The organism is Arthrobacter zhaoguopingii (genome assembly GCF_009828595.1).
Lineage (GTDB): Bacteria > Actinomycetota > Actinomycetes > Actinomycetales > Micrococcaceae > Arthrobacter_D > Arthrobacter_D zhaoguopingii.
This window is the reverse complement of the sequence record NZ_WPNY01000001.1, coordinates 343,936-366,145: the sequence shown is the minus strand read 5'-3', so window position 1 is coordinate 366,145 and position 22,210 is coordinate 343,936. Positions and strand designations below refer to the sequence as shown.

General features: G+C 69.3%; 19 protein-coding genes. 9 read left to right on the top strand and 10 right to left on the bottom strand.

All coding sequences use genetic code 11. The features are described 5' to 3' along the window. Nucleotides 1–169: 169 nt before the first annotated feature. Nucleotides 170–1,015, top strand: a complete 846-nt coding sequence (locus GVV86_RS01805) for a phosphatidylinositol-specific phospholipase C/glycerophosphodiester phosphodiesterase family protein (RefSeq protein ID WP_159801046.1) — start codon at nt 170–172, stop codon at nt 1,013–1,015. A gap of 138 nt (nt 1,016–1,153) precedes the next feature. Next, on the top strand, nt 1,154–1,990 hold the full coding sequence (locus tag GVV86_RS01800) for a PhzF family phenazine biosynthesis isomerase (protein ID WP_159801044.1): 837 nt from the start codon (nt 1,154–1,156) through the stop codon (nt 1,988–1,990). A 117-nt stretch (nt 1,991–2,107) separates the two neighbouring features. Here the strand turns inward: GVV86_RS01800 and guaB are convergent, their stop codons facing one another. The 4 genes from guaB to groES form a co-directional block, all read right to left on the bottom strand. Further along, nucleotides 2,108–3,631: an IMP dehydrogenase gene (gene guaB / locus GVV86_RS01795; RefSeq protein WP_246669842.1), complete on the bottom strand. Its 1,524-nt coding sequence runs from the start codon at nt 3,629–3,631 to the stop codon at nt 2,108–2,110. A gap of 174 nt (nt 3,632–3,805) precedes the next feature. Then, on the bottom strand, nt 3,806–5,848 hold the full coding sequence (locus GVV86_RS01790; protein WP_246669841.1) for an acyltransferase family protein: 2,043 nt from the start codon (nt 5,846–5,848) through the stop codon (nt 3,806–3,808). A gap of 294 nt (nt 5,849–6,142) precedes the next feature. Next, the gene (gene groL / locus GVV86_RS01785; RefSeq protein WP_159617607.1) at nt 6,143–7,756 is read right to left on the bottom strand and encodes a chaperonin GroEL; all 1,614 of its coding nucleotides are present in this window, start codon (nt 7,754–7,756) and stop codon (nt 6,143–6,145) included. 73 nt (nt 7,757–7,829) lie between these two features. Further along, a complete protein-coding gene (gene groES / locus GVV86_RS01780; protein WP_087076694.1) occupies nt 7,830–8,126 on the bottom strand; it encodes a co-chaperone GroES in 297 nt (98 codons plus the stop codon). A 244-nt stretch (nt 8,127–8,370) separates the two neighbouring features. On the opposite strand from groES, the gene GVV86_RS01775 reads away from it, so the two are divergent. Next, nucleotides 8,371–9,618: a THUMP-like domain-containing protein gene (locus GVV86_RS01775; RefSeq protein ID WP_159801043.1), complete on the top strand. Its 1,248-nt coding sequence runs from the start codon at nt 8,371–8,373 to the stop codon at nt 9,616–9,618. On the opposite strand, the gene GVV86_RS01770 is transcribed toward GVV86_RS01775, so the two are convergent. Then, nucleotides 9,615–10,823 carry an MFS transporter gene (locus GVV86_RS01770; protein WP_159801041.1) on the bottom strand — a complete coding sequence of 403 codons (1,209 nt, stop codon included), beginning with the start codon at nt 10,821–10,823 and terminating at the stop codon, nt 9,615–9,617. The two genes, GVV86_RS01775 and GVV86_RS01770, sit on opposite strands and share 4 nt — an antisense overlap. 225 nt (nt 10,824–11,048) lie before the next feature. Between GVV86_RS01770 and GVV86_RS01765 the strand changes: the two genes are divergently transcribed. Next, on the top strand, nt 11,049–11,738 hold the full coding sequence (locus GVV86_RS01765) for an HAD family hydrolase (RefSeq protein WP_159801039.1): 690 nt from the start codon (nt 11,049–11,051) through the stop codon (nt 11,736–11,738). A gap of 29 nt (nt 11,739–11,767) precedes the next feature. Here GVV86_RS01765 and GVV86_RS01760 read toward each other — a convergent pair whose 3' ends face one another. After that, the gene (locus GVV86_RS01760; RefSeq protein ID WP_159801037.1) at nt 11,768–12,583 is read right to left on the bottom strand and encodes a shikimate 5-dehydrogenase; all 816 of its coding nucleotides are present in this window, start codon (nt 12,581–12,583) and stop codon (nt 11,768–11,770) included. Nucleotides 12,584–12,719: 136 nt separating this feature from the next. Here GVV86_RS01760 and GVV86_RS01755 point away from each other — a divergent pair, with 136 nt between their 5' ends. From GVV86_RS01755 to GVV86_RS01745, 3 genes are all read left to right on the top strand, one after another. Further along, complete coding sequence (locus tag GVV86_RS01755; RefSeq protein WP_159617612.1) at nt 12,720–13,859, top strand: glutamate--cysteine ligase; 1,140 nt, start codon at nt 12,720–12,722, stop codon at nt 13,857–13,859. Nucleotides 13,860–13,958: 99 nt separating this feature from the next. Continuing rightward, entirely contained in the window at nt 13,959–14,471 is a 513-nt protein-coding gene (locus GVV86_RS01750) for a GNAT family N-acetyltransferase (protein ID WP_159801035.1), read from the top strand. Then, nucleotides 14,468–15,247, top strand: a complete 780-nt coding sequence (locus tag GVV86_RS01745) for an alpha/beta fold hydrolase (RefSeq protein ID WP_159801033.1) — start codon at nt 14,468–14,470, stop codon at nt 15,245–15,247. The genes GVV86_RS01750 and GVV86_RS01745 overlap by 4 nt, the downstream gene beginning before the upstream one ends. A gap of 76 nt (nt 15,248–15,323) precedes the next feature. Here GVV86_RS01745 and GVV86_RS01740 read toward each other — a convergent pair whose 3' ends face one another. Continuing rightward, nucleotides 15,324–15,485, bottom strand: coding sequence for a hypothetical protein (locus GVV86_RS01740; protein WP_159617615.1), 162 nt, complete (start codon nt 15,483–15,485; stop codon nt 15,324–15,326). 259 nt (nt 15,486–15,744) lie between these two features. On the opposite strand from GVV86_RS01740, the gene GVV86_RS01735 reads away from it, so the two are divergent. Further along, nucleotides 15,745–16,422 carry a TetR/AcrR family transcriptional regulator gene (locus tag GVV86_RS01735; RefSeq protein ID WP_159801031.1) on the top strand — a complete coding sequence of 226 codons (678 nt, stop codon included), beginning with the start codon at nt 15,745–15,747 and terminating at the stop codon, nt 16,420–16,422. Between the two features lie 87 nt (nt 16,423–16,509). Here the strand turns inward: GVV86_RS01735 and GVV86_RS01730 are convergent, their stop codons facing one another. From GVV86_RS01730 to GVV86_RS01720, 3 genes are all read right to left on the bottom strand, one after another. Beyond that, nucleotides 16,510–17,655 (bottom strand): mannitol-1-phosphate 5-dehydrogenase, encoded by a 1,146-nt coding sequence (locus GVV86_RS01730; RefSeq protein WP_159801029.1) that lies wholly within the window; start codon nt 17,653–17,655, stop codon nt 16,510–16,512. Beyond that, complete coding sequence (locus tag GVV86_RS01725; protein ID WP_159617618.1) at nt 17,655–19,592, bottom strand: PTS mannitol transporter subunit IICBA; 1,938 nt, start codon at nt 19,590–19,592, stop codon at nt 17,655–17,657. The genes GVV86_RS01730 and GVV86_RS01725 overlap by 1 nt, the downstream gene beginning before the upstream one ends. Before the next feature lie 61 nt (nt 19,593–19,653). Continuing rightward, nucleotides 19,654–20,379, bottom strand: a complete 726-nt coding sequence (locus tag GVV86_RS01720) for a TetR/AcrR family transcriptional regulator (RefSeq protein WP_159617619.1) — start codon at nt 20,377–20,379, stop codon at nt 19,654–19,656. A 124-nt stretch (nt 20,380–20,503) separates the two neighbouring features. On the opposite strand from GVV86_RS01720, the gene ptsP reads away from it, so the two are divergent. Next, complete coding sequence (ptsP, locus tag GVV86_RS01715; protein WP_159801027.1) at nt 20,504–22,189, top strand: phosphoenolpyruvate--protein phosphotransferase; 1,686 nt, start codon at nt 20,504–20,506, stop codon at nt 22,187–22,189. Nucleotides 22,190–22,210 lie beyond the last annotated feature (21 nt).

Sequence of the window (22,210 nt, the reverse complement as noted above, 5' to 3'; positions counted from 1 at the left end):
TGCTCCGGGGACCGAGCGTTCGACAGGGCCCTTGGACCCGGTTTCTTCCCGCATCGGCGTCGTCCTTCCCGAGTTCACCGGCGCGTCACCTGCTGGAGGCCAATCGATCATCCCTGGCTCCTAGCGTGAGGGTGCCCCGGACCCGGGGCCAGCAACGAAAGGGAAGACCATGCTCCTTCGAAGGACGGCCGCACTGGCGGCAGCCCTCACCGCCCTCACCGCTCTGGGCACCGCACCGGCCCCGGCGGCACAGGACGACGTCGACCTGGGCGTGCCCCGCGCCGCCGCCCACGCCCACAATGACTACGAACACGACCGCCCGCTCTACGATGCGCTCGGGCACGGGTTCACCAGCGTGGAGGCCGATGTCTGGCTGGTCGACGGCGAACTCCTCGTCGCGCACGACCGCGAGGACGTCCGCGCGGGGGCGACCCTCGAAAGCCTGTACCTGGGGCCCCTCGATGCGCTGGTCAAGGGCCATGGAGGCAGCGTGTACCCGGGGTGGGAGGGGGAGTTTCAGCTGCTCATCGATATCAAGAGCGAGGGCCCGGCGACCTACGCCGCGATCGAGGAGGAACTCGCCGAGCACCGCACGATGCTCACCCGCTACACGCACGGGAAGACCAAACCGGGGGCCGTGACCGCGGTGATCAGCGGAAACCGCCCGCTGTCCGTCATGAGCGCCGCCGAACAGCGGTTCGGCTTCTACGATGGGCGGGCGGCGGATCTTGGCGGCGCCCTTCCCGCGGAACTCATGCCGCTGATCAGCAACAACTGGCAGCAGCTCTTTTCCTGGCAGGGGGCCGGCGCAATGCCCGCCGCGGAGCGGGAGAAGCTGACGGCCTACGTCGCGGCCGCCCACGCACAGGGCGCGCGGGTCCGCTTCTGGGCAACTCCGGACCTGCCCGGACCCGCCCGCGAGGCGGTGTGGGCAGAACTGCTCACCGCCGGCGTCGACCACATCAACACCGACGACCTGGCTGCCCTGGAGCGGTTCCTCGCCGGAAGGGAGTAGGCCGGTGCGCGGCGCCTCCGTCGGGGAGCCGCCGCGCAGCACCTTGCCACGCTGGCGACCGAACCGAGGCCGAACCGCCGCCGGCCCCGCCGGCCGCGGTACTCCCCCGGGACGGGGCCGGTGGGGCAAAGTAGTGCCATGGAGATTCTGAGGTACGCCGCCTTCACCAGCGACCCCGCCGGCGGGAACCCTGCCGGCGTCGTGCTCGACGCCACCGGACTGGACGAGAGCCGAATGCAGCGCATCGCCGCCGACCTGGGATATTCGGAGACGGCCTTTGTCTGGCCCGGAGACGGGCGGAACTACACCCTTCGGTACTTCAGCCCCCTGGCGGAGGTGCCGTTCTGCGGCCACGCGACCATCGCCACGGGCGTTGCGCTGGCGGAGCGGATCGGGCCCGGAGACCTGATGTTCGGCACCCCCGTCGGGGATATCGCCGTCTCAACGGCCGGCACGGCCTCCGGCCACCGGGCCACCCTGGTCAGTGCACCGACGCGGAGCCGGGCGGCCTCCGCCGCGGAGACCGCCGGGGCCCTCGCCGCACTCGGGTGGGCGCCGGATGATCTCGATCCAGCGCTTCCGGCCCAGGTGGCCTTCGCCGGAAACGAGCACCTGGTGCTGGCGGCCCGCAGCCGGGAACGCCTCGCCGACCTCCACTACGACTTCGACGGCCTTGGGAGGCTCATGACCGAGCGGGGCTGGACCACGCTGCAGCTGATCTGGCGCGAGAACCCCGTCACCTTCCATTCCCGCAATCCCTTCCCCGTCGGCGGGGTGGTGGAGGATCCGGCCACCGGCGCCGCCGCTGCAGCGTTGGGCGGTTACCTGCGGGAACTGGGACTCATCACCGCACCGCAGCGGATCACGATCCTCCAGGGCCAGGACATGGGACGGCCGAGCACCCTCGAGATCGACGTCTCCCCCACGGACGCGCGCGTTTCGGTCAGCGGCAGTGCGGTGCCGATTCCCGAATAGGAGTCCGGGCGGCGTCGGCGAGGCGCGGGCTGCCCCGACCCCTACGCACGAAGAGGCCCCCGCAACCCTGGTGGGTGGCGGGGGCCTCCTGCTTAAACGACCGGGTGGGCCGGAAACCTACTTCGAACCGTAGTTCGGGGCCTCCACTGTCATCTGGATGTCGTGCGGGTGGGACTCCTTGAGCCCGGCCGGAGTAATGCGCACGAACTTGCCCTTGGCCTTGAGCTCGGGGATGGTACGTGCACCGGTGTAGAACATCGTCTGGCGGAGCCCGCCGACCAGCTGGTATGCCACCGAGGCCAGCGGCCCGCGGTACGCGACCCTGCCCTCGACTCCCTCGGGGATGAGCTTGTCGTCCCCGCTGACGTCGGCCTGGAAGTAGCGGTCCTTGGAGTAGGAGGTGTTCTTCCCGCGGGTCTGCATGGCGCCGAGCGAACCCATGCCGCGGTAGGTCTTGTACTGCTTGCCGTTCACGAAGATCAGCTCTCCGGGGGCCTCTGCCGAACCGGCGAGGAGCGAGCCCAGCATCACGGTGTCCGCTCCGGCCACCAGCGCCTTGCCGATGTCGCCCGAGTACTGCAGGCCGCCGTCGGCGATGAGGGGCACGCCGGCGGGGATGGCCGCCTTGGCGGATTCGTAGATGGCGGTCACCTGGGGCACCCCTACGCCGGCGACGACGCGGGTGGTGCAGATCGAGCCGGGTCCGACGCCGACCTTGATGCCGTCGGCGCCGGCGTCGATCAGGGCCTGGGCGCCGGCGCGGGTGGCCGCCTGCCCGGCGATGATGTCAACGTGCGCCAGGGACTTCTCGGCCTTGAGCCGGGCGACCATCTCCAGGACCCCGGCGCTGTGGCCGTTGGCGGTGTCGACGAAGAGCGCGTCGACACCGGCGTCGACGAGGGCCATCGCGCGCTCCCAGCCGTCACCGAAAAAGCCGATGGCGGCACCGACCCGGAGGCGGCCGTCGTCGTCCTTGGTGGACAGGGGGTACTGCTCGGCCTTGGTGAAGTCCTTGACAGTGATCAGTCCGCGCAGGATCCCTTCGTCGTCGACGAGGGGAAGCTTTTCGATCTTGTTCGTGCCAAGCAGCGCGATGGCCTCATCCCCGCTGATGCCCACGCGGCCGGTGATCAGCGGCATCTTGGTCATGACCTCGCGCACCAGACGGTGCGGGTAGTCCTGCTCCGAGACGAAGCGGGTGTCGCGGTTGGTGACGATGCCGAGGAGGTGGCCGAAGTCGTCGACGACCGGGAGGCCTGAGACGCGGTACTGCCCGCACAGCTCGTCGAGCTGGGCGAGGGTGGCGTCGGGGCCGATGGTCAGCGGGTTCGTGATCATGCCCGACTCGCTGCGCTTGACCCGGTCGACCTGCTCGGCCTGATCGGCGATCGAGAGGTTGCGGTGGATCACGCCGAGGCCGCCCTGGCGGGCCATGGCGACGGCCATGCGCGCCTCGGTGACGGTGTCCATGGCGGCGGAGAGCAGCGGGGTCTGGACGGAGATCCGCTTGGAGACCCGCGAGGAGGTGTCGGCTTCGGACGGGATGACGTCGGTGTGGCCGGGAAGCAGCAGCACGTCGTCGTAGGTGAGGCCAATGAATCCGAAGGGATCGTGGGGTTCGTTCTGCTCAGACAGGGTCACTGATAGTCCTCTTTCGGGGGTGTCACCGCGGGTGGGGTGCCATCGGCGGCTCTGCCGTCCGGCTGTTAACCATTCTAAAACCAATCTTCGCCGCGCCCTATTCCCCCGACCGCACGACTTCCCCCGACCGCACGACGGCGTCCTGGCGACGGGTGATCACCAGCCGTCGGCGGCTCACCAGCCGGTGAGGGCGAGGAACCGCTCGTTGAAGACCGGCTGGATGGTCTTGACGTAGGTCCTGGTGAGGTGGTCGCGGTCCTTGTAGACGAGCACATTCCCGATCAGGCCCGGGCAGGAGGTGTCGGTGCAGACCTGGTCGGTCAGGTCCAGCACGCCGATTCCGGGATTGTCCCGGGCGACCTGCTCGAGCGGGGACTCCGGGGCGAGAAGTTCGGAGCGGGGCAGGGCGCAGGCGTCGGGATCGCCGCTGTTGAGCTCGATGCACTTGGCCATGTCGAACTCGAACCGCGGGGTGTCGCGCAGGGCCACGACCTCGATGCCCCGGTCAAGGAAGGGCTGCACCCCGGCGGCGTAGCCGTCCGGGACGGTTTCCGCGGGCGAGCTCCAGTCCGTCTTGGATCCGACCGTCAGCACGGCGTCCGGCGCGAGGTCGAGGGCGTAGTCGAGGGCCGCGGCGTTGTGCGCATTGCACTCAGGGCTCGTAGCAGGCGATTCCGCCCCGAACCGGCAGGCGGGCTTGTGCACCAGGACGGCGTTCCAGTTGCGCTCGGTGGCCAGGGCGCCCACCGCGGTCAGCCACACCTGGGCGTGGGAGTCGCCGAGGATCAGTACGGTGCGCTCCGGCGACTTGGCGTTGCCGGCCTGGGAGCAGAATTCAATCCGGGGGTCGGTGGGGACCAGGGTGCCTTCGCAGGGGCCGTCGTACTCGGCCCACTCGTCGCCCAGGGCGCTGGCGAGGGGAAGGATCACGGCGTCCTCGGCCCCGCGGTACTCGAACCCGGGGGCCAGCGCCCGCGCGCCGGGGTTGTCGTCCACCGTCTGCATCCGGGCGGCGTCTTCCTGGGCCTGGACCTGCAGCTCCCACCCCGAGAGGGGCACGGCGACGACGGCCAGGGCCGCGGCTACCACGAGCCCGGTGCGGCGCCTGCGCAGCGTGGGCCAGGACCATGAGCGCACGGGTACCTCGACGAACCGGGTGGTAGCAAAGGCGAGGAGCAGCGACGCAGCGATCACGAGCGCGCCGTCGAGCAGTCCGGCCTCGGGCTTGCGGGCGGTCAGGAGCCAGAAGACGAGGATCGGCCAGTGCCACAGGTACAGGGCGTAGGAGTTGTCGCCGAGGCGCACCAGGGGTGCCGCGCTCAGCAGGCGGTCGACGCCGAAGCGGCTCCCGGTGCGGCCGGCTGCGAGGATGCAGGCGGCGGCCAGGGTCGGCCACAGGGCGATCCAGCCGGGGAACTGCTGCTGCACCTGCAGCAGCAGCCCGCAGCTGAGCATGGCGGCCAGCCCGACCCAGCCGAGCGCCACCCGGGTACGCATTCCGAACCGGGCATATGGCAGCAGCAGCGCGATCAGGGAGCCCAGCGCGAACTCCCACAACCGGGACCGGGTGTCGAAGTATGCGGCCGCCTGGTGGTGCGTGGTCTGCCAGATCGAGAAGGCGAGGGACAGGGCGAAGACCGCAGAGAAGACGGCGATGAGGACGGTGCGATAGCGCCGCCGGGCGGCCCGCGCCGCGAGGGCGGAGACGGCGAACAGCAGTGGCCACAGCAGGAACACCTGGCCCTGGATGGAGAGGGACCAGAAGTGCTGCAGGGGGCTGGCGTTGCTGTCGTCCTGGGCGTAGTAATCCACGGCGTTGGCGGCAAGTTCCCAGTTCTGCACATACAGCAGGGACGCCCACGTCTGGTCGAAGATTCCCGGCCACCGGGAGGGCGGGGCCAGCACGGCCGTTGCGGCCAGGACAGCCACCAGGACGACGACGGCGGCGGGCAGGAGGCGCCGGAAGAGGCCCAGCCAGTACCGCAGCAGCTGCAGCGGCCGGCCCGACTCGACCTTGCCGACGAAGGAGAACGTAAGCAGGAAGGCGGAGATCAGCAGGAACACGTCGACGCCGCCGGAGACCCGGCCGAGCCACACGTGGTAGAGCACCACCATGACGACGGCGAGGGCGCGCAGGCCCTGCACCTCGGGACGCCGCTGGCGCGCTGCGGGGGCCGCGGGAAGGTTCTCCTCCGGCGCGGTCTTGGTTGCACCCACATCGACCCTTTCGCTTGGCCTGTCGGCGCCGCGGAGCGCCCGGTGTGCCACAGGAAGCGGCGGCACAATGCTCCAGTTTACCGTTTCGTGATCTGGAGGGGCTCCGGGTCCCCTCCAGTCGCTGCCGCCGGGCCCCGGCCGGCCCCTGGCCGGGAGCAATCGGGTCGGGTGTGCCGAGGGCGGACCGCATCCGTTGGGTGGTGCCCGTTAAGCGAAACACCCCGGCCGGTGGACCCGGCCGGGGTGTTTGCTGCCTGCCGGCAGGGCCCGGTGGCGGGCCCTGTCGTGCGGGGACTAGTGGCTGTGGCCGTGGCCGTCCTCGTCGTCCTCAGCGGGCTTCTCGACGACGAGCGTCTCGGTCGTCAGGACCAGGGCGGCGATCGAGGCTGCATTGCGCAGCGCCGAGCGGGTCACCTTGACCGGGTCGATGATGCCGGCGTCGATCAGGTTCTCGTACTCGCCGGTGACGGCGTTGAAGCCGTGCCCGTCTTCGAGTTCGGAGACCTTCGCGACGACGACATAACCCTCGTGGCCGGCGTTCTCGGCGATCCAGCGCAGCGGCTGCGCCAGGGCTCGGCGCACCAGACCGACGGCGGTTGCGGCGTCGCCCTCGAGGGCGAGGACGCGGCTGTCGGTGTCCAGGGCCTTGCCAGCCTGGACGAGTGCGGAACCGCCGCCTGCGACGATGCCCTCATCGAGTGCGGCGCGCGTCGCGGAGACGGCGTCTTCGATGCGGTGCTTCTTTTCCTTCAGCTCAACCTCGGTGGCGGCACCGACCTTGATGACACCCACACCGCCGGAGAGCTTCGCGAGGCGCTCCTGGAGCTTCTCGCGGTCCCAGTCGGAATCGGTGCGCTCGACCTCGGCGCGGATCTGCGCCACGCGGTCGGCGACGTCGGAGGCTTCGCCCGCGCCGTCGACGATGGTGGTGGCGTCCTTGGTGACCGTGATGCGCCGGGCGGAGCCCAGCACCTCAAGGCCGACCTGGTCCAGCTTCAGGCCCAGGTCGGGGGAAACGACCTGCGCACCGGTGAGGGTGGCGATGTCCTGCATCATGGCCTTGCGGCGGTCGCCGAAGCCGGGCGCCTTGACGGCGACGGCGTTCAGGGTGCCGCGGATCTTGTTCACCACGAGGGTGGACAGCGCTTCGCCTTCGATGTCTTCGGCGATGATGAACAGCGGCTTGCCGGCCTGGAGGGCCTTCTCCAGCAGCGGAAGGAATTCCGCCAGGGAGGAGATCTTGCCGGAGTTGATCAGGATCAGCGCGTCCTCGAGGACGGCTTCCTGGCGCTCGGCGTCGGTCACGAAGTACGGCGAGAGGTAACCCTTGTCGAACTGCATGCCTTCGGTGAGGACGAGCTCGGTCACCGTCGAGGAGGATTCCTCAATGGTGATGACGCCGTCCTTGCCGACCTTGTCGAAGGCCTCGGCGAGCAGGTCGCCGACTTCGGTGCTCTGGGCGGAGATGGCCGCGACGCTGGCGGTCTGGTGGCCGACAACCTCCTTGGCGTTCTCCAGCAGGCGCGCGGCAACGGCCTCGACCGAGACCTCGATGCCGTGCTTGAGCTGTCCCGGAGCGGCGCCCGCGGCAACGTTGCGCAGGCCTTCCTTGACCAGGGCCTGTGCGAGCACGGTGGCCGTGGTGGTGCCGTCACCGGCGACGTCGTTGGTCTTCGTCGCGACTTCCTTGGCCAGCTGGGCGCCGAGGTTCTCGTAGGGGTCATCGAGTTCGACCTCGCGGGCGATGGTGACGCCGTCGTTCGTGATTGTGGGCGCTCCCCACTTCTTGTCCAGCACGACGTTGCGTCCGCGCGGGCCAAGGGTCACCTTGACGGTGTTTGCAAGCTTGTCGACGCCGGCCTCGAGTGCGCGTCGGGCTGCATCGTTGAACTCCAACTGCTTTGCCATGGTTTGTTCCTTTCAGGCTGGTGCAGTGAGAAGACCCCGGCCAGTACTGGCCGGGGTCTTCATCGGAAAAAGCTTACTTAACGACGACCGCCAGGACGTCGCGCGCCGAGAGCACCAGGTATTCCTGGCCGCCGTGCTTGACCTCGGTTCCGCCGTACTTCGAGTAGATGACGACGTCGCCCTCGGCGACGTCGACGGGAACGCGGTTGCCGTTGTCGTCGACACGGCCCGGTCCTACAGCTACAACCTCGCCCTCCTGGGGCTTCTCCTTAGCGGTATCCGGGATGACCAGACCGGAAGCAGTTGTCTGCTCGGCTTCCAGCGGGCGGACAACAATACGATCCTCAAGAGGCTTAATAGAGACCGACACTCGGGCTCTCCTTTGCGTTCGTTACTAATGGATTGAAGGCCGTTGGTTCCGCACTGGCCGTCGTCGCGGTGCCGGCCGGCACTTTCCTCGGGATTAGCACCCTCCTACTGAAAGTGCCAACCCTGACTTTATGCACTGGTTAGCACTCGGTCAAGGCGAGTGCCAGAACGCGCGGGTTTTCGGAGCGCGCCCCGCGCCCCGGAGCACGGAGCGCACCGCCGGGTACGTCGCCTAGGGTTGGATCATGGCTTCCGAGAACCCCGTCACCGACTCCATCGCACCGATCCTCACGCCCCAGGGCTGGGAGCTGCTGAACTCGCTGGGCCCGTACTCGGAGGCCGGCAGCCTGCAGCTGAGCGAGCAGCTGCGCCGGGCCGGCCACGCCCCCGAGGTCGTGGCGGCGGCCCTGACCCAGTGCCGCCTGCGGGCAAAGGCCCACGCGAAGTTCGGCGGGTTCGCGGACCGGATGGTGTTCACGCAGGCGGGCCTGGAGCAGGCGACGCGGCTGCGGGTCGCGGCCCACCACGCGCAGCGGTTCGTGACCGCGGACCTGGTGCGGGTGGCCGATCTGGGCTGCGGGATCGGCGCGGACTCGATGGCGCTGGCCACCCTGGAGCGTGAGGTGACCGCCGTCGAGCTCGACGAGACCACCGCGGCCGCCGCGACCATGAACCTGCTCCCCTGGCCGAACGCGTCGGTGCTGAACGTCGATGCGTCCGCCGTGGATGTGACGAAGTACGACGGCGTCTGGCTGGATCCGGCCCGCCGCAGCACCTCCACCTCGGGTACCACCCGCCTCTTCGACCCCGAGGCGTTTTCTCCCCCGCTGTCCTTCGTCGAGGACCTCGCCGCCCGAGGCACGCCCGTCGGGGTGAAGCTTGGCCCCGGCATCCCGCACGAGGCGGTACCGGCGGACTGCGAGGCCCAGTGGGTCTCCGTGGACGGCGACGTGACCGAGGCGGCCCTGTGGTTCAACGCGCTGCGCCGGCCCGGAGTGCGCCGCGCCGCCCTCGTGCTCAGCGCCCACGGCGCGGCGGAGCTGACCAGCGCCGAGGACTTCGGCGCCGGCCCGGAGGCGCCCGTCGGCCCGCCGGAGGGCTACCTGTACGAGCCGGACGGAGCCGTCATTCGGGCGGGCCTCGTCGCCGACGTCGCGGAGCGGCTCTCCGGGCACCTGCTCGATCCCCGGATCGCGTACATCTGCGCGCCGGAGCTTCACGAGACGCCGTTCGCCCGCCCCTACCGGATCGTTGAGACCCGCCCGTTCAATCTCAAGGCCCTCAAGCAGTGGGTGCGCGCCGAAGGCATCGGCGTCCTCGACATCAAGAAGCGCGGAACCTCCGTCACCCCCGAGGAGGTGCGGCGCCAGCTGCTCAGCGGCTCCGGGAAGGCCCGGAAAAAGGCCACGCTGGTCCTGACCCGCATCGGCGATGACCGCGTGGCCATCGTCGTCGAGCCCGTCCCGGCGCACCCGGCCCCAGCGGCCGGCTAGGCCCCAAGCCTGCGGGTCCGCACCACTCCGAGCAGCACACCGCCCAGGAAGGCGGCCGCGCCACCGGCGATCAGCGCCGCCCGGACATCGAAACTGTTGACGAGCACCCCGCCCACCGCCGCGCCGAGGCCGATGGCCAGCTGGAAGGCGGCGACGGTGACCCCGGAGACCGATTCGAGGCTCTCCGGGTGAGCCCGCGCCATCCAGGACTGGATAAGGGTGGGGATGGCGCCGAAGCCGAGTCCCCAGAGCACGATGGCCGCGACAGCGACCGGAAGGCTGCTGCCCAGGGTGGCCCACAGGATGGTCGCGATGCCAACTGCCGCGCCCATAACGACGACGGAACGGTGGAGCGCGCCGTCGGCGGCCGGGCCGCTGGCGAGGTTGCCCACGAACGAGGCGATGCCGAAGGCGGCCAGCGCCAGGGCGAATCCCTCGGCGTTGAGCCCGGCGACGAGGTCACCGGCCAGGCGGATGTAGGTGAAGCCGGCGAAATGTCCGCCGGCGATGAGGAACATGCCGACCATTCCGACGATTACCAGCGGCGACCGGAGGGTCGCCAGGAAGGCCCGGCCCGGTGAGGGTTCGGGCGCCACCGGCGGAAGCCAGGCCGAGGCCAGGACGAGGCCGACAACGCTCGCCGCGGCCGCCAGCAGGAACAGGACGCGCCAGCCCCACAGCTCGCCGAGCACGAGCCCGAGGGGAACGGCGAGGATCGTGGCCAGGGAGACGCCGACGTTGACGACCATCATGCCGCGGCCGATCCTTTCGCGGCTGACGAGGGCGGCGACGACGGCGATGGCCAGCGCCCAGAAACCTCCGACCGACACCCCGAGCAGGAGCCGCGCGGTGAGCAGCACCGCGAAGGACGGGGCCAGGGCGACCAGGAGGTTGGACACCGCCGCCAGGACCACGAGCCCGATCAGCGCGATCCGGCGGTCAAGGCGCGGCAGCACCAGCGCGATGGCGGGACCGGTGACCGCCGCGGCGACAGCGGTGGCGGTCACTGCCTGGCCCGCGAGGCCCTCGGAGATGCCGAGATCCGAGGACATGCGGGAGAGCAGGCTCGCCGGAAGGAATTCGCTCGTCACGATCGCAAAGAGGACGACGGACAGGGAGGCCACACCCCACCAGGGCGACCGGGTGCGGGGCGAACCGTAGGGCGCTGGCGGTGCGTCCTGCGCGGTGGCTGTGCTGGAGTTCATTGAGGCTCTTCTCGGGTTGGAAACGTTCGATTGGAACGTTCGTTCGGGGATGTCGGCCGCGCTGCCGCCTGTCAGTTATTGAACAACTATTCAAGAACTCGAAGAATTCCCCGCCCGCCATTCCGTATAGGACGGCCGCCCCACGGGCCAGCCGCAGAATTCCTCCGGCCGCAGGTACGGACTCACTAGACTCGGAGAAACCCCCGGACAGCTAAGGTGGCAGCCATGACCCCCCAGCCAGCATCACCGCGCCGCGGTGTCCTCGTCGACGTCGACGGCACCCTCGTCGACTCGAACTACCAGCACACGATCGCCTGGTGGCAGGCCTTCCGCCGTTTCGGGCATGACGTGCCGATGGCGGAGATCCACCGGGCGATCGGCATGGGCGGCGACAAGCTCGTCGCGCACCTGCTCGGCGAGGACCGCGACGCCTCCCTCGACGGGGAACTCGACGCCACGCACGGCGCCGTGTTCTCGACCTACTGGCCCTCCCTGCGCGCGTTCGACGGCGCCGGCGACCTGCTCGGCCGCTGCTTCGACGAAGGCCTCGTCGTGGTCCTTGCCTCCTCCGCCTCCGGAAAGGAGCTCGAGGTGCTCCGCGGCGTCATCGACGCCGACGCCGCCATCACCGACGCCACGAGCTCCTCCGACGCCGAGAACAGCAAGCCCTCCCCCGACATCCTGCAGGCGGCCCTCAAGGCCGGCGGCCTGGAGGCGGGCAACGCGGTGTTCGTCGGCGATTCGGTCTGGGACGTGTTCTCGGCGACGGAGCTGGACATTCCCACCATCGGCATCACCACCGGGGGCACCAGCGAGGCCGAACTGCGCGAGGCCGGCGCCGCCGAGGTGTACAAGGACGTTCGGACGCTCCTGAAGAATTTCACCGACAGCCCCCTGGCGAAGCTGCTCGCCTGAGCGCCGGCCGGGTCAGCACGCTTGCCGCGTCAGCCCTGCCGGGAGAATTCCCCGGCGGCGGCCACCTGCTCCGGGGAGGGACGCACCCCGGTGTAGAGCACGAACTGCTCCTCAGCCTGCAGGGCAATGACCTCGGCGCCGGTGATCACGGGCTTGCCCGCTGCCCGGGCCGCACGGATCAGCGGGGTCTCCGAGGGCAGCGCGACGACATCGAAGACCACCGAGGCCGCGTCGATCGCGGCGGCCGGGAAGGAAACCTCGTCCGCGTCCGGGCCCGCCATCCCCACTGGGGTGACGTTGATCAGCAGCCCTGCGGTCGAGGAGCCGACGTCCTGCTGCCAGGCAAACCCGTACAGCCCGGCCAGGGCCCGGCCGGCCTCCTCGTTCCGCGCCACGACCGTCACGTCCCGGAATCCCGAGTCGCGCACCGCCGCCACAACCGCCTTGGCCATGCCGCCGGATCCGCGCACCAGCACCGTGTGGTCAGTGGACACCCGGTGGTCGGCCAGCAGCCGGGCCACGGCGAGGTAATCGGTGTTGTACGCGGTGAGCACGCCGTCATCGTTGACGATGGTGTTGACCGAATCGATCGCCGTCGCCGAGGGATCCATGCGGTCCACAAGGGCGATGACGTCCTCCTTGAAGGGCATGGAGATGGCGCAGCCGCGGATCCCCAGCGCCCGCACGCCGCCGATCGCCGCGGGCAGGTCCGTGGTGGTGAACGCCTTGTAGATATAGTTCAGCCCCAGCTCGTCGTACAGGTAGTTGTGGAACCGGGTCCCGATATTGCTGGGTCGCGCGGCGAGGGAGATGCACAGGGTCATGTCTTTATTGAGGATCGGCACGTGCCCATTGTTCCATCCGTTCGCCGCACGTGCTGGTGCGGGCCCTGCACTACGATTGGCTCAGTTCTCATTCGCGATGACGCGCTGCCGAGGCGAAAACCCAGCACACAGTCCGGTACCGGTCAGGAGCCAGCCCATGAAGATCGATTTTGCACGCTCAGCCCAGTCCACCCTGGGCGTTGAGTGGGAGCTGGCTTTGGTCGACCGGAACAGCGGGGAGCTCGTGTCGGCCGCCGAGGAGGTCCTGCGGGGCGTCACGGCCAACCACCCCGAACTTCAGGACGACGAGGAACACCCCCACATCAAGCAGGAGCTGCTGCTGAACACCGTCGAACTGGTCACCGGCGTCTGCACGACCGTCGCCGAGGCGAAGGCGGACCTGAGCAGGTCCCTGGCCGCGGTGCGGGAGGTCACCGATCCGATGGGCGTCGAGCTGTTCTCCGCCGGGTCCCATCCCTTCAGCGCTCCGCGTTCCCAGCCCGTCTCGGACAAGGAACGCTACTTCAAGCTGATCGACCGCACCCAGTGGTGGGGCCGCCAGATGGTGATCTACGGCGTGCACGTCCATGTCGGGCTCGATTCGCGGGACAAGGCCCTGCCGGTGCTTGACGGGCTCATCAACTACTTCCCCCACTTTCAGGCGCTTTCGGCCTCCTCCCCCTTCTGGGGCGGGGAGGACACGGGATACGCCTCGCAGCGGGCGCTGATGTTCCAGCAGCTTCCCACCGCCGGGCTGCCCTTCCAGTTTCCGGACTGGGAGGCCTACGAGGCGTACGTCTCGGACATGTTCACCACCGGGGTCATCGATTCGGTGAGCGAGATCCGCTGGGACGTGCGACCGGTCGGCAATCTCGGCACCGTGGAAATGCGCGTCTGCGACGGGCTCTCCACCCTTCAGGACGTCGGAGCGGTGGCCGCGCTGACCCAGTGCCTGGTGGACGAGTTCTCCTCCCAGCTCGACGCCGGCCGGGCCATCCCCACGATGCCGCCGTGGCATGTGCAGGAGAACAAGTGGCGGGCCGCCCGGTACGGCCTCGACGCCATCATCATCCTCGATGCCTCCGGCAAGGAACAGCTCGTCACCGAGCACCTCACGGAGGTGCTCAACCGGCTGGAGCCGGTCGCCGCGAAGCTGGGCTGCAGTGACGAACTGGCCGACGTCGAGACGATCCTGAGCCGGGGTGCCGGGTACCAGCGCCAGCGCCGGGTTGCCGAGGAGAACGGCGGCAACCTGCGCGCCGTCGTCATGGACATGGTCGACCAGCTGCGCCGGTAACGCCCGGTCGCTGCGGCCTTCCCCGGCGGGCCAACGGCCGGCGCCGGGACCGGCTCCGGGCGCTCTGGTGCCCGGGGAGCCTGCGTGAAAGGATCAGCCATGCAGATCACCCTTTCCCTCATGCCCGCGGAACGGCTCGGCCGCTGGCTTGCCGGCAGCATGAGCGCCTACATCGCCGAGCGGATGAGGTCCGGGGAGACACCCGGGCAGGCACGGGCCAACGCCGAGCGCTCGCTCCAGGCGTTCTTCCCCGCCGGACGCCCCGCGCCCGGCCATCGTGTCTATCACCTGATGGCCAACGGATCACCCGTGGGCTACCTCTGGATCGGGCCAACGGAGTCGGAAGAGGCTGCGTGGTGGGTGTACGACATCGAGGTTGACGAACCGTTTCGACACCGGGGCGTGGGCCGGCAGGCCATGCTGCTGGCCGAGGAGGAGGCCCGCCGCGGCGGTGCGACCTCCCTCGGGCTCAACGTCTTCGGGCACAACCAGCCCGCGCAGCGGCTCTACGAACAGCTCGGCTATACGACCACCGCGATCCAGATGAAGAAGCAACTGTCCGGCCAGGACGCCGGCGCGGAACCGACCCTTCCGGAAAGGACCACCCGATGAGCGAGGTGCACTCCTCCGACGGAACCCGCATTGGATACGAAACCCAGGGGACAGGCCCGACGGTCATCCTCATCGACGGTGCCATGTGCCACCGGGGTGCGGGTCCAATGCGCGCAGTCGCCCCCGGGCTGGCGCCGACGTGCACCGTCGCGCTCTACGACCGCCGGGGCCGCGGCGCCAGCGGCGACACCCTTCCCTATGCCGTGGATCGGGAGATCGAGGACATCGCGGCCCTGATCACTGCGGTCGGCGCTCCGGCCGCCCTCGTGGGCATGTCCTCCGGAGGCGCGCTGGCCGCTCTCGCGGCCGCCCGCCTCGGCGGGGAGGTCACCGACCTCATCGTGTACGAGGTGCCCTTCATGCCCGAGCCCGCCCGGCCGGCGGCCCTCGCCTATACGGCGGAACTGGGCTCGGCGCTGAGCGGCGGAGACCGCGACGGCGCGGTGACGGCATTCCTGGCCCGGGTCGGAGTACCCGGCCCGGCGGTGGAGCAGATGAAGTCCTCGCCCGCCTGGGAGGGGATGACGGCCATCGCCCCCACCCTCGGATACGACGACGCCGTGATGGGCGACAGCAGCATCCCGGCCGAGCTGGCCTCCATCACCGCCCGCACCCTGTCCCTGGCCGGCGGCGCCTCCCCGGACTTCCTGCAGTGGGGTGCGCGCGGCATCGCGGAGCTGGTTCCCGGGGCCGAATTCGACCTCCTTGACGGTCAGGGCCACGACGTCGACCCCGCGCGGCTCGCCGACCGGGTCAGCGCCTTCCTCAACCGCTGACGCCGCCGGCTGATCCCGCCGCATGCCGGCAGGAACCCGGCAGCAAGCGGACAGGCGCCCCGGGGTCCTGCGTTGCTTAGGAGGCGGGCGGATCCCGGTCCGGGTCGGCGTCCTCTTCCTCGAGCTGGCTGGTGATCAGGTCCACCCGGTCGGCCTGAATCAGGCCCTCGTCGTTCTGGATGGCTTCGACGTCGCTGCTGTCGATTTCCTGCGCCGGGTCGGGCGTCTCGCTGGTCATGGCATCCTCCCTGCTGTGGTGTCCGTGCCGTCGCACCGGGATCTTCCGCCGATCGTACCGCCGCAGCCCTCCCCCGCCGCCGGCATTTGCCCCCTCCGCAGCGCATCCACTTTCGATGGCCTGGCGCGCCGTCCCGTGGTAGGGGCCGCACTGCTTACCTGACGCTGTAAGGTGCGGAACTGCTCTCACCTTACGCCGTAAGGTAGGCTTTCGGAGGAACGGGTAGGAACCGGCTGCGGGAATCCATGGAGGGAGAAGGATGGCATCGACACGAAGTCCGAAGGCCCACCGGGATCCGGTCTCCCGGGAGCGGGCAGTCCGGGTGGCCGTGGACCTTGCCGACGCCGGCGGCCTCGAGTCCCTGAGCATGCGCAGGCTCGCCCAGGCACTGGGAGTGGAGGCCATGTCGCTCTACTACCACGTGAACAACAAGGACGACATCATCGACGGCATGGTCGATCTGGTATTCGACGAAATCGCCCTGCCCTCGACGGATACCCCGTGGCGGACGGCGATGGAGGACCGCGCGCACTCCGCCCGCGCCGCCTGGGCCCGGCACCCGTGGGCGATCAGCCTGATGCGCTCCACACCGGGCACTGCAACGCTGAGGCACCTCGACGCCGTGATCGCCTGCCTGCGCGGCGCGGGATTCTCGATGACGCTCACCGCGCACGCGGTGTCGCTGCTCGACAGCTACGTCGACGGATTCGCTCTCCAGGAGGCCTCCCTGCCGCTCAGCGAGGCCGGGAACGTCAACACGGCAACCGAAAGCATCCTCGCCCAGCAGCACATGATGTCCGGAGCTTTCCCCCACCTCGCCGAGATGGCGCAGACCCATATCCTTCAACCCGGCTATGCCTATGGGGATGAATTCGCGTTCGGGCTTGGGCTCATCCTGGATGGAATCGAGGCCGCCCACCGGGCCGCCTCCGGCTGATCCCGAGGCCCCAACGCCGAAGTGCTTCCCCTCCGGACCGGAGAGGGAGCACTTCCGCCTTGACCTGCGCCGGTTGGCCGGCCGGGCCTACACCGCGGCTCGGGCCTTCACGAGGTCAAGGACCGAGGGGAACAGGACGTGCCCCTCGTCCAGGCCCGTGATCCGGGTGACCGCGTCCTCCGCCGGGTTGTCCCCGATGATGCGGGCGAGTTCCTCGACTTCCGGATCTGCCGGGTCATCAAAGACCAGGGCCGCCTCCATCGCCGCCAGCAGGGCGGCCGGATGCGTGCCGCCCTCGGCGAGTTCGGCCGCGGGGCCGACGAAGCGTTCGTGGCGTCCGAGCTTGCGCAGCGGTGCCCGTCCGACCCGCACCACCGTGTCCGGCAGGTGCGGGTTGGAGAACCGGCGCAGAATCTTCTGCACGTACGCCTCCTGCTCGTCGGCGGCGAAACCGTGCTTGGTGACCAGCAGCTGCTTCGTCTCCTCCAGCACGGCCCGCACCCGGCGCGCCACTTCGGAGTCCGCCATGGCATCGGAGATCTTTTCTGCCCCTGCCGCGTAGCCGAAATAGGCGCAGGCGGCGTGCCCGGTGTTCACCGTGAACAGCTTGCGCTCGATGTACGGGGCGAGGTCGTCCACGTAGGTGGCCCCGGGGATCCGCGGCTCGCTGCCCGCGAACGGCGTCCGGTCGATGACCCACTCGTAGAAGGTCTCCACCGTCACGTCGAGGCCCTGCCCGGGCGCCTGGTTCGGCACGATCCGGTCAACCGCGGTGTTCGCGAAGACCGCCCGTGTGTCCAGCCCGCTCCGGTCACCCGAGTACGCGTCCACCACAGCCTGCCGCAGCAGGTCGGTGGCGTTGATCGCGTTCTCGCACGCCATCACCTGCAGCGGCTGCGCGTCCGGTGACCGCCGCGCGATGGCGGCCGCGATCACGGGAGCCAGGAACTTCAACACCCCCGGTCCGACGGCGGTGGTCACCATGTCGGCGGTGGCGACCTCCTCGATCACCGCGGCCTCCTCGGCGCGCGAGTTCAGGGCCCGGTAGTTGTCCACCGTCTTGTCGGTGGGTTCCTCTCCGACCTCGTGGACCGTATAGGAGGGCGTTGAGGCGAGCTGGTCGATCAGCGCCTCGGCCACATCGGCGAACACCACCTCGTAGCCGGCTTCGTGGAGCAGCAGCCCCACGAAGCCGCGGCCGATGTTGCCTGCCCCGAAGTGCACGGCCTTCACTAGGCGTTCACCTTCCCGAAGAGAGCGAGGACCTCATCGACGCTTTCGGCCCGGTCGAGGCGGGCCACCTGCTCCTTGTCGGAGAAAACGCGCGCGATGGCCGAGAGGATGGAGAGGTGCTCGTTGTTGACGCCGGCGACACCGACGACGAACTTCACCTGCTTGCCGTTCCAGTCGATGCCCTCGGGGTAACGCACGATCGAGACGGCCGAGCGCTTGATGTATTCCTTCGCGGCGTTGGTGCCGTGCGGAATGGCGAGGAAGTTGCCCATGTAGGTCGGCACCGACTGCTCGCGTTCGTGCATAGCGGCGATGTAGCTTTCCTCAACCGCGCCCCGGTCCACCAGGAGCCGGCCGGCCTCGTTGATGGCATCGGCCTGGGTGGTCGCGCTTCCCTGCAGCACGACGCTCCGCTCAGCGAGGACCTCCCCGCCCGCGGGCTGGGCCTGCTCCGAAAGGTCGGGCGCTCCGCTGTCGGGTGCAGGCGTGCCGTCGCCCTCGCGCTGGCTGCGGGCGAGGTCGACGATCTCGTCGTACCGCGGGCTGTTCATGAAATTGTCCACGGAGACATGCGTTGCTGCGGCGGTCAGCGGCCGGGCCCGGTCCGTCAGGTCCTGGTGGGTGACCACCAGGTCGTAGGAATCGGTGAGGTTGGCGATCGAGGAGTTGGTGACCTTCACATCGGTCAGGCCGGCTGCCTTAAACTTGTTCCGCAGCACGGAAGCTCCCATAGCGCTGGAGCCCATGCCTGCATCGCAGGCGAAGACAACGTTGCGGATCGGGCCGGCGGGCGCCTCTCCCTTGGCTCCGATCAGGCCGGAGACCGAGCTCTTGCGGCCCTTGATGCCTTCCATCTTGGTGGTGGCGTTGCTGAGGCTGTCGTCGTCATCGGCGGGGTTCTTGGTGGTCTTGAGGATCACCGAACCGATCAGGAAGGATACCGCGGTGGCGAGCAGCACCGAGAGGGTGACCCCGACGTAGCTGTCGGAGGCCGTCGCAGCGTACACGGCGATGATGCTGCCGGGGGCTGCCGGGGAGCGCAGTCCCGCACCGGTGAGGACGAGGGTGAGGATACCGGCCATGCCGCCGCCGATGGCGGCGAGGATCATGATCGGCTTCATCAGCACGTAGGGGAAGTAGATCTCGTGGATGCCGCCGACGAAGTGGATGAGGGCCGCGCCGGGAGCGGACGCCTTGGCGATGCCGCGCCCGAAGACCATGTAGGCCAAGAGGATGCCGAAGCCGGGGCCGGGGTTGGCCTCGAGCAGGAACAGGATCGACTTGCCGTTCTCCAGCGACTGCTCCGTCGCCAGCGGCGTGAGGATGCCGTGGTTGATGGCGTTGTTGAGGAAGAGCACCTTGGCGGGCTCGATGAAAATGCTTGTGAAGGGGAGCAGCCCGTTCGTGACGAGGAAGTCGACGACGGCCCCCGCGGCATTGCTGAAGGCGGTCACCAGCGGCCCGATGGCAAGGAGCCCGAAGACCGCCATTACGGCCGCGACGATGCCTGCGGAGAAGTTGTCGACGAGCATCTCAAAACCGGGCTTGATCTTGCCTTCCCAGAGTCCGTCAAGCTTCTTCATGATGAAAGCCGTCAGCGGGCCCATGAGCATCGCCCCGATGAACATCGGAATGTCGGTGCCCACGATGACGCCCATGGTGGCCGCCGCGCCGACGACGCCGCCGCGGATCCCGTGCACCATGCGTCCGCCGGTGTAGCCGATGAGCAGCGGGAGCAGGTAGGTGATCATGGGGCCGACGAGGGCTGCCAGGGACTCGTTGGGGAAGAACCCTGCAGGGATGAACAGTGCCGTGATGAAGCCCCACGCGATGAAGGCCCCGATGTTGGGCATGATCATTCCGGACAGGAAGGTCCCGAATTTTTGGACGCGGACCCTCGCACTGGTGCGGGGCGCCGCTTCTGCTTGTGTTGCCACGTGCGTTCCTAACCGTTGTCCCTGCGTCAGTGCGGGGAGTGATGGATAAATCGGTTTCTTGTCAGCCCGTCCGGGTGGAAATCCGTTGGAGCCACTCGAGGAAGAGCTTCAGCTCGGAGCTGGAGAGCTGGTCGGGGTGCGATGCCTGCAGCGCGGCATTCAACGCGATGGCCGCGACCACCACCGAAGGGGTGCCCTCGGTGTCGATGACCGGGTCCGAGTCGGAATCGGTCGCGATGGCGGAGATGACAGCCTCGCGTGTCATCACTGACAGTTCGAGGCTGCGGTTTGAGGCGGGCTCGGCGATCAGCATGAGGGTCACGCCGATGTTCGCTGCGAGCAGGCTTCGGGCCGCCTCGGCAGGCGGCACGACCAGGCGGGCCGCGGCGGCCGCCCGCTTCAGGACTTCTTCGAGGAACGCCTCGGCCTCGGCCACCATTGAGGGCCGGCGTTCCGGACGGATATTGCCGAACATGACCAGGTACAGGTGTGGATGGTCGAGACCGAACTGCACGTGGTTGTCCCAATGACGGCGCAGGTCCTCCACCGGCTGCCCCGAGCTGGGTAGGTTGCGCTCACCCTCGAGGTATTGGGTGAAACCTTCGGCCACGACGGCGTCAAAGAGGCCCTCCTTGTCCCCGAAGTGGTGGTACAGGGTGGGAGCGGTGACCCGGGCGAGCCGGGTCACCTGGCGCGTTGATACCGGTGAACCGCCGGACTCGGCCAGCAGCGACGCGGCTGCCCTCAGCAGCCTAGTCTTCGGCGCGGGCTCGCCAGCGGTATCCATGCCTGCTACCGTAACACCTATAGCGTTGATATATGAAGTGGGTCACACGCTTCAATGCCGCTTCCCGGCCCGGGCGGGTACGGTGGAAGTCCATGCGCACACGGCGAGGAAATGAGGACGTTCAATGCGGAATTTCTCAGGAGTAGGCGTCAGCCCGGGGCGGGTCATCGGAACCATCCGCCAGATGCCGAAGCCCGTGAGCGAGCCCCCCAAGGGCGAGCGGCTCCGGGAGGGCGTAACCCCCGAGGATGCCGCGGCGGCCCTGCGGTCGGCCACGAAGGCCGTCCAGGCCGAGTTGAAGCAGCGCTCGGAGACGGCCAGCGGCGACGCGCGCGCCGTGCTCGAGGCGACCGCCATGATGGCCACCGACCCCATGCTTGTCAAGAGCGCAGTCAAACTCATCAACGCAGGCACCTCCGCCGAGCGCGCGGCCTGGGATGCCGGTGCCTCGGTGGCCGAGATGCTCCACAATCTCGGCGGGTACATGGCCGAACGCGCCACCGACGTCCTCGACGTCCGGGCCCGGATCGTGGCCGAGCTGCGCGGGCTGCCCGCGCCGGGCATCCCGTCCTCGGACACTCCCTTCATCCTGATCGCCGAGGACCTCGCGCCCGCCGACACCGCCACCCTCGACCCCGAGAAGGTCCTGGCCCTGGTCACCTCCGGCGGCGGACCGCAGTCCCACACCGCCATCATCGCCCGTTCCCTGGGCCTGCCGGCCGTGGTCGCCGCGACGGGAGTCGACGAGCTCGAAACCGGTGCGCGCGTCTACGTCGACGGCGCTGCCGGAACCATCAGCGTGGACCCCGGCGCCGAGGAGGAGGCCGCGGCCGAGGCCTACGCCGCCGCCGCGGCGGCCCTCACCGAATTCGACGGCACCGGCAGGACCTCGGACGGCCACGAAGTGCCGCTGCTGGCCAATGTCGGAGGCGCCAAGGACGCCCGCGGAGCGGCGGAGGCCCGGGCCCAGGGCGTGGGTCTGCTCCGCACCGAATTCTGCTTCCTGGGCCGGGACAGCGAACCGACGCACGACGAGCAGGTGGAGGCCTACAAGGGGGTGTTCGACGCCTTCCCCGGCAAGAAGGTGGTGGTCCGGACCCTCGACGCCGGCGCGGACAAGCCCCTTCCCTTCCTCACCGACAGCACCGAGCCGAACCCCGCCCTCGGCGTCCGCGGCTACCGCACGGACATCACCAGCCCCGGAGTGCTGGCCCGGCAGCTCAAGGCCATCGCCGACGCCGAGGGCCAGTCCTCCGCCGAGGTCTGGGTGATGGCGCCCATGATCTCCACCGCCGAGGAGGCCGCCGACTTCGCGGCGATGACCACCGAGGCGGGGCTGAAGAAACCCGGAGTGATGGTCGAGGTGCCCTCGGCCGCGCTGATGAGCGAATCGATCCTCACCGAGGTGGGGTTCGCCAGCATCGGAACCAATGACCTCACCCAGTACGCCATGGCCGCCGACCGGCAGCTCGGCTCCCTCGCGGCGCTGAACAACGCCTGGCAGCCGGCCGTGCTGCGCCTGATCGGGCTCACGGTGGAGGGCTCGGTCGCCGAGGGCAACGCCAAGCCCGTCGGGGTGTGCGGGGAGGCCGCCGCCGACCCCGCGCTCGCCGTGGTGCTCGTCGGCCTGGGCGTCTCGACGCTGTCGATGACGCCGCGGGCGCTGGCCGGGGTCGGGGCGGTGCTGAACAGCGTCAGCCTCGACGAGGCGCGCAAGCTCGCCGAGATCGCGGTGAAGGCGCCCAGCGCGGAGGAGGCCCGTGCACGCGTCCGCGCAGAGCTGCCCGTCCTCGAATCCCTCGGTCTCTGAGCCCCCGGCCTCCCGGCCCCC

Coding starts and splice junctions, on each gene's coding strand:
- GVV86_RS01765 (WP_159801039.1), top strand. CDS start 11,049: ATGACCCCCCAGCCAGCATCACCGCGCCGCGGTGTCCTCGTCGACGTC.
- GVV86_RS01775 (WP_159801043.1), top strand. CDS start 8,371: ATGGCTTCCGAGAACCCCGTCACCGACTCCATCGCACCGATCCTCACG.
- GVV86_RS01750 (WP_159801035.1), top strand. CDS start 13,959: ATGCAGATCACCCTTTCCCTCATGCCCGCGGAACGGCTCGGCCGCTGG.
- GVV86_RS01800 (WP_159801044.1), top strand. CDS start 1,154: ATGGAGATTCTGAGGTACGCCGCCTTCACCAGCGACCCCGCCGGCGGG.
- GVV86_RS01805 (WP_159801046.1), top strand. CDS start 170: ATGCTCCTTCGAAGGACGGCCGCACTGGCGGCAGCCCTCACCGCCCTC.
- GVV86_RS01720 (WP_159617619.1), bottom strand. CDS start 20,379: ATGGATACCGCTGGCGAGCCCGCGCCGAAGACTAGGCTGCTGAGGGCA.
- ptsP (WP_159801027.1), top strand. CDS start 20,504: ATGCGGAATTTCTCAGGAGTAGGCGTCAGCCCGGGGCGGGTCATCGGA.
- groL (WP_159617607.1), bottom strand. CDS start 7,756: ATGGCAAAGCAGTTGGAGTTCAACGATGCAGCCCGACGCGCACTCGAG.
- GVV86_RS01740 (WP_159617615.1), bottom strand. CDS start 15,485: ATGACCAGCGAGACGCCCGACCCGGCGCAGGAAATCGACAGCAGCGAC.
- GVV86_RS01735 (WP_159801031.1), top strand. CDS start 15,745: ATGGCATCGACACGAAGTCCGAAGGCCCACCGGGATCCGGTCTCCCGG.
- GVV86_RS01755 (WP_159617612.1), top strand. CDS start 12,720: ATGAAGATCGATTTTGCACGCTCAGCCCAGTCCACCCTGGGCGTTGAG.
- GVV86_RS01770 (WP_159801041.1), bottom strand. CDS start 10,823: ATGAACTCCAGCACAGCCACCGCGCAGGACGCACCGCCAGCGCCCTAC.
- GVV86_RS01745 (WP_159801033.1), top strand. CDS start 14,468: ATGAGCGAGGTGCACTCCTCCGACGGAACCCGCATTGGATACGAAACC.